The organism is Actinoplanes sp. NPDC051537 (assembly GCF_055586105.1).
Genome location: NZ_JBVJIU010000025.1, coordinates 58,758 through 76,132, shown reverse-complemented (window position 1 = coordinate 76,132; position 17,375 = coordinate 58,758). Strand labels below are relative to the sequence as shown.

Genomic DNA, 17,375 nt, shown 5'->3' with positions numbered 1-17,375 from the left:
CGGTCAGGCGGGAGGCGGGATGGATCCCGCGGCGGATTTTCTGCTCAGTTGTTCGGCGACGGCCTTGCCGTAGATCTCGCTGAGCAGGTCGATGGCTTGCCCGCGGCGGCCCTCATCGCCGAGTGCCGTCGCCACCGCCGCGGCGTTGCCGGGACTGGATTTTGCCAAACGCCGCAGCAGGTCGAGGCGATCCTGCTGCACCAGGATCCGCGCCAGCGTGGTCACGGACGAGGAGTCCAGCCCGAATCTTCTGGGGCTTTCCGCATAGGCGGAAAGCATCGGCGCGGCCTCGGCGTGTTGCTCGCGTTCCAGAGCCAGTTGCATGTAGCCGAGGCCGGCGAACCCGTCGCCGAGCTGGCCACGCCTCCTCAGCTCGTCGATGTCGCCCCGTTCGCGCAGCAGCGTGGCAAGCGGTGCCCGGAACCTCGGCGTCCTGCTTCGGTCGGCGTGCGGCCGAAGCAGGGCGATCGCGGCGTCGATGTCGCCGAGGTCGGTGAGCAGCGCGACCAGGTGAGGGACCGCCTTCGCGTCGCGGGCCGCCCAGGCGCGCAGCCGAGTCTGATCCGTGCGTCGGCGGAGGAAGGCGAAAAGGTGCTCCGCGGCCTCTTGATGGAATCCATAGATCGTCTTTTCCCGCGCGGCGCGCTCTTCGAGCACCTCGATCGCGCCGCGGATGTCGCCCTGGTCGGCCTGGAGGTCGGCGAGCGCGGTGGCACAAGGGCTGTCGTGTCGAGAATGACGCCGCAGGGTCCCGGCCGCCCGATCCCGGTCGCCACATCGCAGCAGCAGGCCGGCCAGCTCTTTGGCGGCGAGGGCACTTCCGCGAGCGTGGGGTCGCAGCACGGCGATCGCGTCGTCGACACCTGTCCGGTCGGCGAGGAGCGTGGCCAGGAGAACAGCCGCGTCGACCTGCACCGGCGCCGCGGGACGCAGGATGGCGATGGCCTGATCGGGCCGGCCATTGCGCACGTACAGGCCGGACAATGGTTCGGCCGCGTCGTACTCGTGCTTTGCGTCGACGAGTGGGAGCAGCGCCGCCTCGTCGCCGAGGCTCTCGAGCAGCACGATCAGCTCGTGCCGTGCGTACTTGTCGCCTCGCGCGGCCCGCGCGGTCAACGCGTCCTTATCGCCCAGTTTGGCCAGGAGGTCGGCGAGGCTGATGGCCGCAAGCTTGTTCCCTCGATCCGCCATGCGGGTCAAGCCGGCAACGTCCCCGCGCGAGGCCAGCCTCTCCAGGTCCTGTCTCGCCAGTATCCGCCTGGCGGACGGAAGGCGTCGGCGGATCCAGGTGTCCGACGACTGTGATCGCCTGATGACGATCGCCATGATCTCCGGATCCGCGGTCAAACCGAGTTCCATGGCACGCCCGTACGCCTCGGAGCGATCGCCTCGCAGGATGGCGGCGCGTTCGAGCGCCACCGCCTCGCGGATGTCGCCGCGGCCTCGGAGGCGGCCGCTCATGTGCCGCACCGCTTGGATGAAACCCTGCTCGGCCAGGGCGCGCAGCTCGGCCTCGTCGCCACTCTCGAGCAGATGCTCGGCGAGCGCGTTGGCGGCGTCCTCGCGTCCCCGCCGAGCCTCCTCCCGGAGCAACGTCACTGACGCCTCGGTCTCGCCGCGGCTGTGCAGCAGCCCGGCCAGTATCACGGTGGCGTCCCCGTCGTGCCGGGCAGCCCGACGGCGGAGGATGGTCAGCACGGTTTCGCTGTCGCCGGCGTCCGCCGCGGAGTCGGCGAGCTCGCGCTGCGCGGGCAGGTCGCCCGCGGCGGCCAGTTGGTACAGGGACCATCGCCGCGTCCGCATCGCCAGACGGTCGTTGATGAGCGCGTGCCGGAACTGCCAGACGGAGCCGCTGCGGCGCAGCACGCCACGGGTGTAGGCGTCCTCGGCGAACCGGGTGGTGCGCAGCGGCAGCCAGCCGCGGACGACGAGCAGCAGATGGTTCGCCTGGTGCTCGGCCCAGGGCCAACCGGGCCCGCTCAGCAGCGCGGCGCCGCCGAGCACCAGCGCGGCGGTCACCGTCCAGCTCCGGCGATCATCGGCCGCCTGCCACGCTGCCATGATCGCGAAGGCGCCGGTACCGAGCAGCCACCAGGCTCCCATGCGCAGCCATGGTGCACGTGGCCGCCGCAACGAGGTAACGATCACGTAGGCCGAGGCGCCGGCCACGCCCGCGACCACACCGGTCCAGGGCGCCTTGACCAGGATGCCGGTGGCCAATCCCGTGACGACGGCAAGCGAGGGTACGGCGGCGAACCGTAACCCGCGCTGGCCGTCGCCGTGCAGCGGCGCCCATTCAACACTGACCGCGAAGACGATGAATGCCGCCGCGATCGCTCCGCGGAGCGCGCCGGCGGCGTAACCGCATGCGGCGGCGGCCACCACGGCGGTGGTCGCCACCAGAAATTCGGCGACAGCGGGCCGGGCGTTCATGAGGGCGAAGGGGAGCGCGCGCCAGCCCAGGTCGCGGGTGCCCTGTTGGTAGGAGTGGTACGCGAGCGTGCCGAGCCATCGCGCTGCCCGCTCGGGCGGATAGCGGTGCAAAGGTGCTCCGGGAACCAGTCTCGGCTCGTCGGGGTCGTAGGCGACGTCCAGATAGCGGTCGATCAGGCGATAGACGATCGCGGTCCGGGTCCGCAAGGTCGTGAGCTCGGCCGGGTCGCTCCCCGGCTCTCGATAGGCGATGCGCGTCATCGCGACCATGAGGGGCGTGGTCAAGGTGGTGGCCAGGGCGCCGCCGGGTTGCTCGCGCAGGAGTGCGAACACCGGCTTCCAGCGAGCACGCTCCGCCCGCGGCCGGCCGAGGAAGGCGATCGCGTTCTCCAGGGCGACCGGCTGGATCTCGATCACCGCGGCGCGTTCGAGGTCACCGCGCCGGTCCCGCATGAACAGCGCGTACTCGCGGCTGCGGCAGGTCACGAGGACCGGTCGCCCCGACGACATGAACTCGTGGAGCCTGGTGATGGCGGCAGGGACGCGATCCGCGGGGAGCTCGTCCAAGCCGTCCAGGATCGGGAACACATGCTGGACGGGGGCCCGCTCGCCGTTGGTGCCCAGGGGCGTCATCAGCATGCGCGCGAGGTGTGCGCCGTTCTTCCCGGCGAACAGCTTCGGATGCTCCAGCCGAAGCCGTCCGATCACGAACTCATCGACCGATTCGGCCGTCGGGTCCCACGACGAGATCGGGAGGAACACCGGCACCGCGTCGTCGGCGGTCTGCTCCGCGAGCAGGCGACGCGAGAGCAGCAGCGCGAGGACGCTCTTGCCGGCGCCCGGCTCGCCGAGCACGATCAACTGACGGCGGGCGAGGCCGAGAAAGGCATCGACGATCTGGCCGACGTCGCCGTCGAGAGGAAACCGTTCCCAGCCGTCCTCGTCGAACGGGTCTTCCGAGCCGTCGGTGTTCACCGGCCCCGAGGACCGGAATCGCACTTCGAGCGGTGGGGTCTGGCTTACGCCGTAATGCCATTCCTGCTTCTGGTAGGCGGTCAGGAGCCGTTGTGCGAGGTCTCGGACGGTGCGTTTGATTTCCGCGTCGTCGACGGAGTCACCGTCGCCTCGGGTCACCTCGCTCGCCGCCGCCGCCGCGATCAGAGCGCCGACCAGGCCCCACAACAACCACGGCCACCATCGCGCGTCGACCTGGACCGTATTGGTGGCGAGATTTCCGATCAGCGCCAGCGCCGCCCCGACGAACAGCGCGGCGGAGGAATGCTGCCACCACCTCCTGCCCGGTCGACTCACACCACCACTGTGCCAACACTGTCAACCGGCTACGCGGCGCCGGATTCGTCGAGATACCAGGCGGCGGTGGCCGGGGGAAGGACGCGGTCGGCGGCGATCGGGTCACTGGTCAACAGCAACTTTCCCCGTACGCCGGGCGGCGTCGCGGCCGGGCGGTCGCCCGCGTTGAGCACGCAGAAGAAGCCGGGGGCGCGCTCGAAGGCCAGCACGTCCGGGGTGGCCGGCAGCCAGGTCAGGGTCTCGGCACCGGCGGCGGTCACGGCGGCTCGGTGGCGGAGCGCGGCGCGGTAGAGCGACAGCATCGACGAGCCGTCGGCGGCCTGCCGGTCCGCGGTCAGGTCGGCCCACGCCGGCGGCTGCGGCAGCCACGTCGCGCCGGGGCCGAAGCCGAACGGCGGGGCGGCGCCGGACCAGGGGAGCGGCACCCGGCAGCCGTCCCGGCCCGGGTCGGCTCCGTTCGTACGGTGGAAGGAGGGATCTTGTCGCAGCTCGGCGGGCAGGTCCTGAACCTCGGGCAGGCCGAGCTCCTCGCCCTGATAGACGTAGGCCCCGCCGGGCAGGGCGAGCATGAGCAGCGCCGCGGCCCGGGCCCGCCGGAGGCCGGTCGGGCCGCCCCCGTAGCGGGTGACGTGCCGGACCACGTCGTGGTTGGACAGCACCCACGTGGCCGGAGCGCCGACCTCGGTCAGCGCCCGCATGCTCTCGTCGACGGCGTGCCGGAGCGCCTCGGCGTCCCAGGGCGCCAGCAGGAACGTGAAGTTGAACGCGGTGTGCAGCTCGTCGGGGCGCAGGTAGCGGGCGAGCCGCACCGGGTCGGCCACCCAGATCTCGCCCACGAAGGTCCGGTCACCGGGGTAGGTGTCGCTGATCCGCCGCCAGTCGCGGTAGACGTCGTGCACCTCGTCGAGATCCCAGTGCGGGTGGCCCGCGACGGCCGGGCCCGAGGTGGCGTGCGCGGCGCCGAGGTCGGTCATCGCCGGGTCCTTGGCCAGGCCGTGCGCGACGTCGATGCGGAAGCCGTCGACCCCCCGATCGAACCAGAACCGCAGGATCGAGCGGAACTCCGCCCGTACGTCCTCGTTGGTCCAGTCCAGGTCGGGCTGTTGCGGCGCGAACAGGTGCAGGTACCACTGCCCGTCGGCGACCCGGGTCCAGGCCCGGCCGCCGAACGCGCTTCCCCAGTTGTTGGGTGGCCGGGATCCCTGCCCGTCGCGGAACAGGTACCGGGCCCGCTCGCGACTGCCGGGCGGCGAGGCGAGAGCGGCCCGGAACCACGGGTGCTCGTCGGAGGTGTGGTTGGGCACGAGGTCGAAGATCACCCGGAGGCCGTGCTCGTGCGCCTCGTCGATCAGCGCCTCGGCGTCGGCGAGGGTGCCGAAGCGCGGGTCGACGTCGCGGTAGTCCGCCACGTCGTAGCCCGCGTCGGCCTGCGGCGACGGATAGAACGGATTGAGCCAGAGCGCGTCGACACCCAGGTCACGCAGGTACGGCAGGCGGGATCGGACGCCCGGCAGGTCGCCGATCCCGTCGCCGTCGGAGTCCGCGAAACTCCGCACGTAGACCTGGTAGATGACCGCGTGGCGCCACCAGGGGCCCGCGGGGCTCATCCGGTCCTCCCTCAGTCGGTGGCGCGGTGGCTGCCGCCGTCGGTGGCAGGTTCGGTGGCGGTGTCGCCGGCGAGGAGGTTCTTGCCGGACGCCGCGTCGAACAGATGGATCTTCGCCGTGTCGTACCAGAGCCGGGCGTTCCGGCCGCGGCGGACGTCGGACGCGGCGTCCAGCCGGGCGGTGATCGAGGTGCCGGCGCCGTGCATGTCGTTGCCCGTGTCCTTGGCCAGGTCGTCGAGCTCGGCCGAGTGCGCGCCCTCGCCCGTGACGGTGAAGTACGCGTAGACGTCCGACCCCATTGCCTCGACGATGTCGATCGGCGCGTCGAAGGTCGCGCCCGGCTTGTCGCCGACCATGGACGCGTCCTCGAAGTGCTCGGGCCGGATGCCCACGACCACCTCCCGGTCGCCGGCCGCGCTGTCCAGCGCCTGCCGGGACCGGTCGGGCAGCTGGGCCTCGCCGAGGGCGGTCACCACGGTGCCGCCCCCGCGTAGCTGCCCGGGCAGGAAGTTCATCGACGGGCTGCCGATGAAGCCGGCCACGAACAGGTTCGACGGGTGGGCGTACAGGTGGGCGGGGGTGCCGACCTGCTGCACGACGCCGGCGCGCATGACCACGACCCGGTCGCCGAGCGTCATCGCCTCGGTCTGGTCGTGGGTCACGTACAGCGTCGTGGTGCCCAGCGACTTCTGGATGCGGGAGATCTGCGTACGCATCTGGACGCGCAGCTTGGCGTCCAGGTTCGACAACGGCTCGTCCATGAGGAACGCCTTGGGGGAGCGGACGATCGCCCGTCCCATGGCGACGCGCTGCCGCTGGCCGCCGGAGAGGTTGGACGGCTTGCGGTCCAGGTGCTGGGTCAGCTCCAGCATCTCGGCCGCCTCGTCCACCTTCTGCCGGATGGTCACCTTGTCCATCCCGGCCAGGCGCAGCGGGAAGCCCATGTTCTCGCGGACGGTCATGTGCGGGTACAGCGCGTAGGACTGGAACACCATGGCGATGTCGCGGTCCTTGGGCGCCTTGTCGTTCACCACCTGACCGTCGATGATCAGCTTGCCGGCGGTGATGTCCTCGAGGCCGGCCACCATGTTGAGGGTGGTCGACTTACCGCAGCCGGACGGGCCGACCAGGATGATGAACTCGCCGTCGGCGATGTCGAGGTTGAAGTCGTCCACAGCCAGCGACCCGTCGGGGTAGCGCTTGACGACATGCTCCAGAACGATCTCGGCCATTTCGGCTCCTCAGGGTCTCGTCGGTCAGCCCTTGACCGCGCCGGAGGTCAGGCCGGCGACGATGCGCCGCTGGAAGACCAGCACGAACAGCACGATGGGGATGGTGATGACCACGGCCGCGGCCGCGATCGGTCCGGTCGGCTTCTCGAAGGTGGTGGCGCCGGTGAAGTAGCTCATCGCGGCCGGCACGGTCCGCGCCCTCGACGTCGAGGTCAGCGACAGGGCGAACAGGAAGTCGTTCCAGCACGCGATGAAGACCAGGATCGCCGTGGTGAACACGCCGGGCATCGCGAGCGGCGTGATGACCTGCCGGAACGCCTGGTACGGAGTGGCGCCGTCCATCTTCGCCGCCTTCTCCAGGTCCCACGGGATCTCCCGGAAGAACGCCGCGAGCGTGTAGATCGCCAGCGGCAGCGCGAAGGTGATGTACGGGATGATCAGGCCGGGCCACGTGTCGAACAGCCGCAGCGCCGTCTCGATCTTGAACAGCGGGGTGACGAGCGCGATCTGCGGGAACATCGAGATCAGCAGGGCGAGCGCCACGATCGCCTTCTTGCCCGGGAACTGCAGACGAGCGATCGCGTACGCCGCCATGGTGCCGAGCACGATGGCGACCAGTGTCGAGATCAGGCAGATCCCGATCGAGTTGATCAGTGAGCGTACGAAGTCCTCGTTCTTGAAGATCGCCTTGTAGCTGTCCCCGGTGGGGCTGGTCGGAAAGTACTTGCCGTCGTTGAGCGTGGCGGCGTCCTTCACGGACAGCGAGAAGAGCCAGAACACGGGAATGAACGCGTACAGCAGCACGATGATGTTGATTCCCCACCACATCAGCTTGCGGTTGGTCGTCTCGGGCTGCATGGTTACCGCCTCCCTCCGGCGTCGGCTCCCGGTGCGGCCGCGCCGAAGAGCTTGATGAACAGGAACGCGATGATGCCGGTGGTGAGGAAGATCAACACCGACATGGCCGAGCCGATGCCGAGGTTCAGCCCGCGGATCAGGTTGCTGTAGGTGATCATCGACACCGAGCTGGTGTGGTTGGCCCCGTTGGTGAGGATGAAGATGTTGTCGAAGATCCGGAACGCATCGAGCGTGCGGAACAACAGCGCGACCAGGATGGCCGGCTTGATCAGCGGCACCGTGACCATCCAGAAGCGTTTCCACGCCGAGGCGCCGTCCATCGAGGCCGCCTTCAGTAGGTCCTCGGGGACCAGCGCGAGGCCGGCCATGAGCAGCAGCGCCATGAACGGGACCGTCTTCCAGACCTCGGCCAGGATGATGATCGCGATCGAGCTGCCGAACTTGGTCAGCGGCGCCGAGCCGCTCGGCGCGAGCCAGCCCAGATCCTCGGTCCAGGCGAAGCGCCAGGAGAACGCGGCGACCACGGTCACGATCGCGTACGGGATCAGGGCCGACGTCCGCACCAGCCCGCGCCCGACGATCGTGCGGTGCATGACGATCGCCAGCGCCATGCCCAGGGCCAGCTCGAGGGCCGCGCTGACCACCGTGATCAGCATGGTCACGCCGAACGCGGTCCACCAGATCGGGCTGGACAGCACGGTGATGTAGTTATCGAACCAGATGAACTTGTTGTCGTTGGGCTTGCGCAGGTCGGCCCGGTTGAGCGACAGCCAGACCGCGTAGAGGACCGGGTAGGCGGTCACCAGGAGCATGATGGTGACCGCGGGAGCCACCAGGAGGAGCCCGAGCTTGCGTTCCGCTCGCTTGGCCTCGTTGTCGCGCTGGCGTGCGATCTGGGTGGTCTCGTCTTCGATTCGGGTATCGGCCGTCTCCGCGGCCGCCGGTGTCGGCATTGCGGTCACGGCAGGATCCCCTTGCCCTCGATCGCGGCTTGAATCGACTTGCGGAGCTTGTCCGCGGACGCCTGCGGGTTGATCTTCCCGGGCGGCGACAGCGTGGTGGAGACGATGGTGGAGATGTTCTGGTAGACCGGCGAGATCGGGCGCGGCACGGCGTTCTTCAGCTCGGTCAGCATGACGTCCTTCATCGGGTACGCCTTGATGAACTCGGGGTTGTCGAACACGGTGCCCAGGGCCGGCACGTCACCGGCGTCGATCGCGGCGCTCAGCGCGTTCTTCTCGTTGCGCATGCACATGCCGGCCTCGAACGCCTCGGCCGGGTGCTTGCTGTACGTGCTGATCGCGTAGTTCATCCCGCCCAGCGTCACCTTGGGCTCGCCGCCGTTGATCGACGGGTACGGCGCGAAGCCGAGGTCGTCCACGAGCTTCGGGTTGGCCTCGCGCATGGCGCTGAGCACGTACGGCCAGTTGAGCGAGAAGGCCGACCGTTCCGCCTGCAGGTCGGCGAAGACCTCCGGCTCCTGGGCGTTGGACAGCGAGTCGCTGGTGACACCGGAGCTGGCGAGCCGCCGCATCATGGCCAGGGCCTGCACGGTCTTGTCGTCGATGGTGGGCGCCGTGCTGTCCGCGTTGACCAGCGTGCCGCCGTACCCGGTCACCAGGTTGTTGATGTTGACGACGTAGCCCTCGTACTGGGCGGCGGTCAGGCCGATCTCGTACGGCTTGCCCTGCGCCTTGAGCTGCTGCGCCATCTGGATCATCTCGTCGAAGGTCTTCGGCGGCGTCGGCACCAGCGACTTGCGGTACCAGAGCAACTGCACATTGGTCGTACGGGGAATGCCGTACAACTTGTCCTTCCAGGTGGCCGTGTCGATCGGCGGCTGCAGGGTGTCCTTGATGGCCTGCGCCTTCTCGTCGCCGGTCAGCTCGCGGATCCAGCCGGCCTCGGCGAACTCGGCGGTCCAGGTCACGTCCATGCCGAGCAGGTCCATGCCCGAGTCGTGCGCCGCGAGCCGGCGTACGAACTGGTCGCGCTGGCCGTCGGCGTCGCTCGGCAGCAGGTTCCCGACGATCGTGTAGCGGCCCGCGGCCGCCTGGTTGCAGTTGGCGATGATCTTGTCAAAGCCGGTGCCGCTCGCTCCGCCGTACAGGTTGACCACGGTCCCCTGGGGACCGCTGGAGCAGGCCGCGAGTGATGCCATGAGGGTGAGCACGCACAGGGTCGCCGTCCATCGAGCCGGGCGTTCGCTCACCTCTGTCGGATGTAGAAGCCTCATTGATCCTCCGTCCGCCAATTACTGGGTTATGACGTAGATCACAACGGTTTTCAGACTTGCACATCCCGTTGGGAAGCGCGAGTCGTGGCTAATCCGATTTTGCGAATCTCCCGGGGTGCACCGGTTGACGGCATCAATAGCCGTCGATTAAACAAGACGAATGATCCGGGCATTGCTGGTCACCGTCCTGTCCGCGGTAACGATCGGCGCCGGCGGCGCCTCCCCGGCGTGGGCGGGCGGCGATCCCACGCAGCCCACCGGCGGCCCCTGCCAGTACACGCCGACGCCCGACGATCCGGCCGCGCGCCCGGTGCCGCTGCCCCGCGACCCGGCCCGGACGCCGTCGCACGGCTACGCGCCGGTGCTGCTGAGCACCAACCTCGGCCCGATACCGGTGCGGCTCGACCGGGCGGCGGCGCCGTGCACGGTGCAGAGCTTCCTGCACCTCGTGCGGCACCGCTTCTACGACCGGACCATCTGCCACCGGCTCACCGCGTACCCGACGCTGAGCGTGCTGCAATGCGGCGACCCGACCGGCACGGGCGAGGGCGGCCCCGGCTACAGCTTCAAGGACGAGCTGCCGACGAACCTGCCGCCGGCGCCGACCGACCCGACCGGCGCGCGCCGCGTCTACGCCCGGGGCGTCCTGGCCATGGCGAACGCCGGGCCGGACACCAACGGCAGCCAGTTCTTCCTGGTCTACGCCGACTCCGCGTTGCGGCCGAACTACACGATCTTCGGCTCGGTCGGCCCGGTGGGCCTGCGCACCCTCGACCGGGTGGCCGCCGGCGGCATCGAGCCCACCCCCGACGACCCGGCCCCCGTCGACGGCGCGCCGGCCCACCGCACCGAGATCATCAAAGCCTGGAGCTGGTGAGGCGAGCGGTCGCTATTCCGGCGGGTAGAGGGCCGTGCCCCATTGCTGGTTCTTGCTGCCGTCGGGCCACCACAGCACCACTTCGGCCCCGTTGTCCGTCCGTCCCGCCGCAACGCCCGCTACCCAGCTCGACGAGGTCGAGTAGAACCCGTTGTAGTTCGCCAGCAGCTTGGTCCCCGGGTAGCTCGGGTTGTCGAACAGCAGCCAGTACTGGTCCGGGCTGGAGACGCAGCGGTAACCGACGATGCGGGCCCCGGCCGCGGTGCTGCGATTGGCGACGGCCAGGCACTCCTCCTTCTGGTTGACCAGTTCGTACCAGCACTGGGACCCGTCCCAGCGGCAGTTGCCCCAACGCCACATCTGATCGTCGTTCGTCGTGCAGTCCCAGATTCCGGCGAGGCCGGCACTGATGCCGATGCATCGGTGCGAGGGGACGTTCTGCATGGTCGCCCTCGAGGAAGTGCCGCCGCCCAGCCGCGGCGCCTGAGCCGGACGAAGGGCTCGTTCGTGCAGGACTCGCAGTTCGGCCGGGGACGGCTTCGCGACGCCGCTCGCCGGCTCGGCGGCCGCTGCCGGCCGGGTAGCCGTCACCACGAGCAGGACAGCAACCATGAGCAGGGACAGCATTGTCCGGATCGGCCGTCGGCCGGCGCCAATTGGCATGATCATCTTGGTACTCCCTTCGGTGCCGAACGACAGGGCGGGTCGCGCCCCGCGGACGTCTGTTCGCTGTACGTGTCACGCCCGGTCTCGGGTGGTTCGGGTGGTAGGCGGGTTCGACCGCGTCGACGCCGTCGTAGATTCCGTCCGGCTTGAAGCCGCCCGCGTAGACATCCGGCGCCCTTCAGCCCGGCGGAAGCGGTGTAGGTGCGATTCTGAGCAGCCTCAAGTGTTTCCTCCCCGTGCGCACACCCGTTTCGGCCACACTGTTTCTTCGGAGGCGCCGCCGTGTCCAGGCCGCTGCGGAATGCCGCAACCGGCGCCGGGCCGGCGGTTGAGCGGCCGGCTCGCGGTCGCGGTGGACGCGATGGCGGCCTGCCGCCTTCGCCGCGTACATGGCGACGGTGCGGGCGTCGGCGGTGGGCTCGTCGGTCCACGGCAGGATCACCGCGAACTCGTCGCCGCCCAGGCGAGCGCCACGTCGCCGGCCTCGTGGCCGAAGGCGTCGTTCACCGGCTTGAAGCCGTCGAGGTCGATGTAGAGCAGCGCCGTCGGGCCGACCGACGCGCCGAGCGCGGCCGCCCACCGGTCGTGGAAGCGGCGACGGCTGGCCAGCCCGGTCAGCTGGTCGGTCGTGGCCTGCTCCTCGACCGCGCGCAGCGCGCCGGAGAGCAGTCGCACCAGGCCCTGGAGCCGGGCGATGACCAGCAGGAACAGCACCGTGCGGCCGGCCACGATGACGGGCACGTCGATCGGCATGCCGCGCAGCCGCTCGATCGCGAGCACGGCCGGCGCCACCAGGCTGGCCACGGCCGGCGCGACGATCCGGCCGCGCGGCGCGGCGCCCTCGGCCACCAGCAGCGCCAGCACGCTCGCCACGATCAGCCGGAACGCCGCCGGGCGCTCGCCGCGGCCGGTCACCAGGCGGCCCAGCACGGCCGGCACCAGGATGTCGGAGACCGGGTAGGCCGGCGACACGGCCCGGTCCAGCAGCGAGAGGTCGTCGGCGCGGACGTACGGGACGATCAGGAAGACCCAGGAGAGCATGGCGGCGCCGGTCGAGATCATCAGCGCGTCGAGCAGCCCGGGCAGGTCCTTGCCGGGGCGGCGGGCGCGGACCAGACCGACCACGGCGATCGCCAGCATGACGGCGAAGCTCAGGTGGAGCACGCCGGCCACCCAGGTCTGGATCCAGTAGAGACCTACCAGGCGGCGGGCCGCCATCTGCTGGTCAGCACCTCCTGCAGATCGGCGCGCGGCGAGCGGCCCTGCGGAATCAGGACAGGCGGGACGCCTGGGACTCCAGGTAGCGCTGCTCGGGCAGGCTCAGCGTCAGCTTCGCGGCCCGCCGGTACTCGCCGCAGGCCGCATCCCGCGCGCCCGACCTCTCCAGCAGGTGGGCCCGGACCGCGGCCACCCGGTGCTCCACCGCCGGCGACAACGACTCCAGCTCCCGCAGCCCGACCAGCGGCCCGTCCACCTCGGCGAGCGCGACGATCCGGTTCAGCGTCACCATCGGGCCCGGCGCGAGCGCCTCGAGCAGCCGGTACAGCTGGAGGATCTGCGGCCAGTCGGTGCGGTCGGCGGCCGGTGCCTCGTCGTGCACGGCCGCGATCGCCGCCTGCACCTGGAACGGGCCGACCGGGAACCGCTTCAGGGCGTCGGTGATGATGTCGATGCCCTCGGCGATGGCGGCCTGATCCCATTTCCCGCGGTCCTGCGCGGCGAGCGGCACGAGCGCGCCGTCGGGACGGGTCCGGGCCGGCCGCCGCGCGTCGGTGAGCAGCATCAACGCGAGCAACCCGGCCACCTCGCCATCGTCCGGGAGCAGGTCGCGCAATTGCCGGGTCAGCCGGATCGCCTCGGCGCTCAGCTCGACCCGGTGCAGCGATCCGCCCGAGCTTGCCGTCGATCCCTCGTTGAAGATCAAATACAGCACCTGTCGTACGCCGGTGAGCCGCTCGCCGATCTCCGAGGCGGGCGGCATCGCGAACCGCGCGCCGGTCTCCCGGATGCGCTGCTTGGCCCGGCTGATCCGCTGCCCGACGGTCGCCTCCGGCACGAGCAGGGCCCGGGCGATCTCGGCCGTGGTCAGGCCGCCGACCGCGCGCAGGGTCAGCGCCACCTGCGCCGGCGGCGACAGGGCGGGGTGGCAGCAGAGCACCAGCAAGGTCAGCTCGTCGTCACCGCGTACCTCCGGTGGCGGATCCTGGGGAATCGCCTCCCGGCGCCGTCGCGCCTGCTCGTTCCGCACCATCTCGATGTGGCGGCGCGCCGCCACCCGGATCAGCCACGCCGCCGGATCATTCGGGACGCCCTCGTCGGGCCACTGCTTCGCGGCCGCCAGCAGCGCCTCCTGCACGGCGTCCTCGGCCGCGTCGAAGTCGCCGTAGCGGCGCGCGACCGCGGCGAGGGCCCGCGGCGCGGACGCACGCAGCAGGTCCTCGAGCCCGGTCAGAACTCCCATCCGCTCATGTCGAGCACCGGGCGCACCTCGACCTCGGTGTACTTCGCGTCGGGCACCTTGGCCGCCCACGCGACCGCCTCGTCCATGGTCGGGCAGTCGATCAGGTAGAAGCCGGCCAGATGCTCCTTGACCTCGGCGTACGGTCCGTCGGAGGCGATCGTGCGCTCCTCGCGCACCTTCACCCACCGGGCCAGCCCCGGATCGGCCAGCCCTTCCGAGACGACCAGCACGCCGGCGTCGCCCATCTCGGCGGACAGGCTCAGGTGGTCGCGGCCGAACGCCGTGCGCTCGTCGTCGGTCATCTTGTCCCAGGCGGCGAGGCTCCGGGCGTTCGACTGGATGAGGATCAGGTATTTCATGGTCTCTCCCTCTGGCTCTCCGGCTCTCCGGCTCGCGACGAGCCTCACCAGGATGTCGAAACCGGCGCCGCTGCTTCGACGTACCCGCGAAGGTAAATCCTCAGGAGGTCGAGATGCAGGAGATCAAGGACGTCATCCTGGCCCGGGCGAAGGCCCTGGAGTCCGGCGACGCGGCGGCGGTGCAGGCCTACAACGCGACCGAGGTGGTGTCGTTCTCGCTGGCCCCGCCCCTGGGCGGCGCCGAGGCCGGCCGCGATCCGAAGCCGCTGCAGGCGTGGATCGACAAGTTCGACGCGCCGCCCCGCCGCGAGGTCAGCTCGTTGGAGATCACCGCCGACGGCGACGTCGCGTTCGCCACCAGCATCGACGCGATGACCGCCTCGACCGGCGGCCACGAGTTCACCCTGCACTACCGCGTGACGCTGGGCCTGCGCCGCATCGACGGCCGGTGGCTGGTCACGCACGAGCACGACTCGGTGCCCTTCCACATGGACGGCTCATTCCGCGCCGCGGTCGACCTCGAGCCCTGACCGCCCTGACCGCCCTGACCGCCCGGGCCGCTCGTCGTCGAGGAGGTCGAGCAGGTCGGGGCCCTCGTGGCCGGTGTCGCTGGTGCGGCCGACCAAGCCGAGCTGGGTCGCGCACTCGCGGCCGAAGCCCTTCACCATCCGGTCGGCCCGGGTCTGGTGCCCGCAGCGTGGGCACCGCCGCATCTCCGCCATGACGGCACAGTAATACGCCGCGGCGGCCGACGCGTGAATACGCCGCGGCGGCCGACGCGTGGTGACGCCGCGCCGGGCGGCGGCGGTGATGCCGGAGGTGGTGATGCCGCGCCGGGCGGCGGCGATGCCGGACGTGGTGATGCCGCGCCGGGCGGCGGCGGTGATGCCGGACGTGGTGACGCCGCGCCGGGCGGCGGCGGTGATGCCGGACGCGGTGACGCCCGGCCGTGACGGCGTGCACGGCCGGGCGTCAGCTTGGGTGAAGCGGTGGGTCAGGCCTCGAAGGACCGTCCCCGCCGGCGCTGCCAGAACAGCAGGGCCGCGCCGCCGCCCAGCAGCAGGATGCCGATCGCGGCGATCGCGGTCACGTTCGTGCCGGTGATCGGCAGGCCGGGCTCGCCGCCCCCGCCACCGCCGGCGGGCGGCTCGGCCACGACGCTGGTCGGCGGCGTGGTGCCGGTGCCACCGCCGGTGTCGCGCTTCTCGAGGGCGTCGCCGCCGAGCCAGCTCAGCTCGGTGTCGTCGCCGGCCTTCGCGTACGCCACCGGCTCGTACACCGACTCCTTGACCGTCGCCGGAAGCGCCGGGTGCTGGGTCGTGAAGGTCTTCGCCGGCATGGCGACGCTCGGCGCCTTGCCGAAGTCGACGCCGCCGAGGGCGAACTCCAGCGTCAGCGTCTGCCCGCCGCTGGAGACCTCGCGGGTGTACTGGTACTCGCCCTCCTTGAACGACTTGTAGTACCGCTGCCAGACCTCCTGCGCGCTCCACTTGGTGCGGGCCGGCCAGCGGGCGATGTCGTTCGAGGAGATGATCGCGTGGAACGCGCCGGCCTTCTTCGCGTCCCGCTGCTTGATCCACTCGGCCGCGATCCGGCTCATGTAGACGCGCCGCAGGTCGGCGAACTCGGGCTCGGTGTTGATCTTCTTTTCGAGCGCGGGCTGGATGATCTTGTTGTACTCGGCGACGTTCTGCTTGGCGACCGCTTCCGACTGCTTGCACGGCGTGGCGCCGGTCGGCAGCGTCGTGGTCGTCATGTACTCGGCGCTGGCCTTTAGCGGCGCGTCGAGGATGTAGAGCTTGCCGCCGTCCTGGCGGACGCTGGCCGGCTTCGCGTCGATCCAGAGCCGCAGGGGCAGGCACGGGTACGTCTCGACGCTGTCGAAATGCACCGCGTCCCAGAACTTGTCGCCCAGCGCGGTCGACGGGTCGAGCAGCTCGGCATGCGCCTTCTTGAGCGCGAAGTCGGCCTCGAGCAGCACCCGGCCGGCGTCGGTCCTGCCCAGCGCGGGGTCGATGACCTTGTCGGGCTGGTCCGGGTTGAGGTTCACCCAGAAGGACGAGTTCGGCAGCGCCAGCCAGGTGAACAGCGAGTCCGAGGACAGCTCGGCGTTCTCCAGGCCGCCGAACGACGGGTCGTCCTCCTCCTCGACCACGTCGTCGGCCTCGAACGCGTACTCGAAGCCGTTGGTCGCCTCGTCCGAGACGTAGCGCAGTTCCATGGTGGAGAAGTCGATGCCGCCGGGCCGGCGCAGGCGCGCGTCGGGCCGGGGCGACTGGCGGGCCAGATCGTCGTCGGCGTCGGCGATCAGCCGGGCCTCGGCCTTGTTCCGGCCGGAGCCGGCGGCCAGGTCGTTGAGCGCGCCGCCGGACGGCACGTTCGGGCGCGGGTTCATGATCTGCGAGCTGGGCACGCCCTTGACCGGGACCGCCCGGTTGTTGACCACGCCGGTCGCGCTCATCCGGTGGATGTCGATCCCGGCCGCCCTGAGCTCGCGCACGGTCTTCGCGGTCGGCTTGTCGCCGAAGATGTAGACCAGCTTGTAACCGCTGCGCGCCGCGTTCTCCCGGTCCTTGACCAGCTGCGCCACGTCGAACGTGCGGCCGGACTTGAACTCGTACGCGATCTTCATCCGGTGGTTGATCGCGTCGTATTTGCGGGTCGTGTCGCTGCCCGGGATGTTGTCCTGGCAGAGCCAGTCCTGGCCGCCCAGGCCGAGGTCTTCGGCGACCAGTTTCTCGTACGCCTTGCCGCGCGCGTCGTTGCCCTGGTTGGGCACGTAGCGGTTGAGCCATTTGTCGAAGCCGAGCTGCGGTTTGCCCTCGGCCTTCTTGCGCTCGACGTAACGGTTCCACGCCGCGTAGACGTGCTCCTTGGTGCCGGACGGGTATTTGCCGGTGTCCGTCCCGTACGGAATCAAATCGTCGGGGTCGTCGGGCAGCTTGATGCCGCGCGCGTTCTCACCCGGGTTCGCGTAGTCGTAGGTGCGCCGGTTTCCCGACGGGTTCGGCGTCTCGGTCTTGCCGTTGAAGCCCGGCAGCTCGCTCTTCTTCGGTGGCGTCTTCGTGATGTTGTACCGGCTGTCGCACCGCAGGTTCGGCGCCGCCTGCGCCGCGACCGGCGGCCACCCCACCACCGTCGCCAGCACGGCCAGAACGCACGCCACCGCCAGCCCGCGTGGGCTTCTCGTCCGCTTGCTCAAAACGTCGTGCCCTTCCCCGTATGTCCAGTTCGGACCTTGCGAAGGGCCGACCTTATCTAGACGATCATCAATCGTGGGGGCGGCTTGTCCGCACAAATCGGATCTTGGTGCCGAAAGCCCAGGCAGGCGTCGA

General features: G+C 70.3%; 14 protein-coding genes. 2 read left to right on the top strand and 12 right to left on the bottom strand.

What is annotated here, in order from left to right:
- Positions 1–3: 3 nt before the first annotated feature.
- Genes ACZ6TB_RS43145 through ACZ6TB_RS43120 form a run of 6 tightly spaced genes read right to left on the bottom strand, consistent with a single transcriptional unit; the run spans position 4 to position 9,653 of the window.
- Positions 4–3,744: a hypothetical protein gene (locus ACZ6TB_RS43145; RefSeq protein WP_465565806.1), complete on the bottom strand. Its 3,741-nt coding sequence runs from the start codon at positions 3,742–3,744 to the stop codon at positions 4–6.
- A 29-nt stretch (positions 3,745–3,773) separates the two neighbouring features.
- Entirely contained in the window at positions 3,774–5,351 is a 1,578-nt protein-coding gene (locus ACZ6TB_RS43140; protein ID WP_465565803.1) for a glycoside hydrolase family 13 protein, read from the bottom strand.
- Positions 5,352–5,362: 11 nt separating this feature from the next.
- A complete protein-coding gene (locus ACZ6TB_RS43135; RefSeq protein ID WP_465565800.1) occupies positions 5,363–6,583 on the bottom strand; it encodes an ABC transporter ATP-binding protein in 1,221 nt (406 codons plus the stop codon).
- A 24-nt stretch (positions 6,584–6,607) separates the two neighbouring features.
- Positions 6,608–7,441 carry a carbohydrate ABC transporter permease gene (locus tag ACZ6TB_RS43130; RefSeq protein WP_465565797.1) on the bottom strand — a complete coding sequence of 278 codons (834 nt, stop codon included), beginning with the start codon at positions 7,439–7,441 and terminating at the stop codon, positions 6,608–6,610.
- Between the two features lie 2 nt (positions 7,442–7,443).
- Positions 7,444–8,394 (bottom strand): carbohydrate ABC transporter permease, encoded by a 951-nt coding sequence (locus tag ACZ6TB_RS43125; RefSeq protein ID WP_465565986.1) that lies wholly within the window; start codon positions 8,392–8,394, stop codon positions 7,444–7,446.
- A gap of 5 nt (positions 8,395–8,399) precedes the next feature.
- Positions 8,400–9,653 carry an ABC transporter substrate-binding protein gene (locus ACZ6TB_RS43120; RefSeq protein WP_465565794.1) on the bottom strand — a complete coding sequence of 418 codons (1,254 nt, stop codon included), beginning with the start codon at positions 9,651–9,653 and terminating at the stop codon, positions 8,400–8,402.
- Between the two features lie 184 nt (positions 9,654–9,837).
- Between ACZ6TB_RS43120 and ACZ6TB_RS43115 the strand changes: the two genes are divergently transcribed.
- The gene (locus ACZ6TB_RS43115) at positions 9,838–10,554 is read left to right on the top strand and encodes a peptidylprolyl isomerase (RefSeq protein ID WP_465565791.1); all 717 of its coding nucleotides are present in this window, start codon (positions 9,838–9,840) and stop codon (positions 10,552–10,554) included.
- Between the two features lie 12 nt (positions 10,555–10,566).
- Here the strand turns inward: ACZ6TB_RS43115 and ACZ6TB_RS43110 are convergent, their stop codons facing one another.
- The 4 genes from ACZ6TB_RS43110 to ACZ6TB_RS43095 all read right to left on the bottom strand — a co-directional run bounded on the left by ACZ6TB_RS43110 (position 10,567) and on the right by ACZ6TB_RS43095 (position 14,040).
- The gene (locus ACZ6TB_RS43110) at positions 10,567–11,223 is read right to left on the bottom strand and encodes an RICIN domain-containing protein (RefSeq protein ID WP_465565788.1); all 657 of its coding nucleotides are present in this window, start codon (positions 11,221–11,223) and stop codon (positions 10,567–10,569) included.
- Between the two features lie 435 nt (positions 11,224–11,658).
- A complete protein-coding gene (locus tag ACZ6TB_RS43105) occupies positions 11,659–12,438 on the bottom strand; it encodes a GGDEF domain-containing protein (protein WP_465565785.1) in 780 nt (259 codons plus the stop codon).
- A 52-nt stretch (positions 12,439–12,490) separates the two neighbouring features.
- Positions 12,491–13,681 carry an RNA polymerase sigma factor gene (locus tag ACZ6TB_RS43100; RefSeq protein ID WP_465565782.1) on the bottom strand — a complete coding sequence of 397 codons (1,191 nt, stop codon included), beginning with the start codon at positions 13,679–13,681 and terminating at the stop codon, positions 12,491–12,493.
- Entirely contained in the window at positions 13,669–14,040 is a 372-nt protein-coding gene (locus ACZ6TB_RS43095; protein WP_465565779.1) for a YciI family protein, read from the bottom strand. The genes ACZ6TB_RS43100 and ACZ6TB_RS43095 overlap by 13 nt, the downstream gene beginning before the upstream one ends.
- A gap of 113 nt (positions 14,041–14,153) precedes the next feature.
- Between ACZ6TB_RS43095 and ACZ6TB_RS43090 the strand changes: the two genes are divergently transcribed.
- Positions 14,154–14,570 carry a nuclear transport factor 2 family protein gene (locus ACZ6TB_RS43090; protein ID WP_465565777.1) on the top strand — a complete coding sequence of 139 codons (417 nt, stop codon included), beginning with the start codon at positions 14,154–14,156 and terminating at the stop codon, positions 14,568–14,570.
- On the opposite strand, the gene ACZ6TB_RS43085 is transcribed toward ACZ6TB_RS43090, so the two are convergent.
- Positions 14,538–14,762: a hypothetical protein gene (locus ACZ6TB_RS43085; protein ID WP_465565774.1), complete on the bottom strand. Its 225-nt coding sequence runs from the start codon at positions 14,760–14,762 to the stop codon at positions 14,538–14,540. The genes ACZ6TB_RS43090 and ACZ6TB_RS43085 overlap by 33 nt on opposite strands.
- A 272-nt stretch (positions 14,763–15,034) precedes the next feature.
- The gene (locus ACZ6TB_RS43080; RefSeq protein WP_465565771.1) at positions 15,035–17,206 is read right to left on the bottom strand and encodes an LPXTG cell wall anchor domain-containing protein; all 2,172 of its coding nucleotides are present in this window, start codon (positions 17,204–17,206) and stop codon (positions 15,035–15,037) included.
- Positions 17,207–17,375 lie beyond the last annotated feature (169 nt).

Coding starts and splice junctions, on each gene's coding strand:
- ACZ6TB_RS43140 (WP_465565803.1), bottom strand. CDS start 5,351: ATGAGCCCCGCGGGCCCCTGGTGGCGCCACGCGGTCATCTACCAGGTC.
- ACZ6TB_RS43135 (WP_465565800.1), bottom strand. CDS start 6,583: ATGGCCGAGATCGTTCTGGAGCATGTCGTCAAGCGCTACCCCGACGGG.
- ACZ6TB_RS43130 (WP_465565797.1), bottom strand. CDS start 7,441: ATGCAGCCCGAGACGACCAACCGCAAGCTGATGTGGTGGGGAATCAAC.
- ACZ6TB_RS43125 (WP_465565986.1), bottom strand. CDS start 8,394: ATGCCGACACCGGCGGCCGCGGAGACGGCCGATACCCGAATCGAAGAC.
- ACZ6TB_RS43115 (WP_465565791.1), top strand. CDS start 9,838: ATGATCCGGGCATTGCTGGTCACCGTCCTGTCCGCGGTAACGATCGGC.
- ACZ6TB_RS43110 (WP_465565788.1), bottom strand. CDS start 11,223: ATGATCATGCCAATTGGCGCCGGCCGACGGCCGATCCGGACAATGCTG.
- ACZ6TB_RS43105 (WP_465565785.1), bottom strand. CDS start 12,438: ATGGCGGCCCGCCGCCTGGTAGGTCTCTACTGGATCCAGACCTGGGTG.
- ACZ6TB_RS43100 (WP_465565782.1), bottom strand. CDS start 13,681: ATGGGAGTTCTGACCGGGCTCGAGGACCTGCTGCGTGCGTCCGCGCCG.
- ACZ6TB_RS43095 (WP_465565779.1), bottom strand. CDS start 14,040: ATGAAATACCTGATCCTCATCCAGTCGAACGCCCGGAGCCTCGCCGCC.
- ACZ6TB_RS43090 (WP_465565777.1), top strand. CDS start 14,154: ATGCAGGAGATCAAGGACGTCATCCTGGCCCGGGCGAAGGCCCTGGAG.
- ACZ6TB_RS43085 (WP_465565774.1), bottom strand. CDS start 14,762: ATGGCGGAGATGCGGCGGTGCCCACGCTGCGGGCACCAGACCCGGGCC.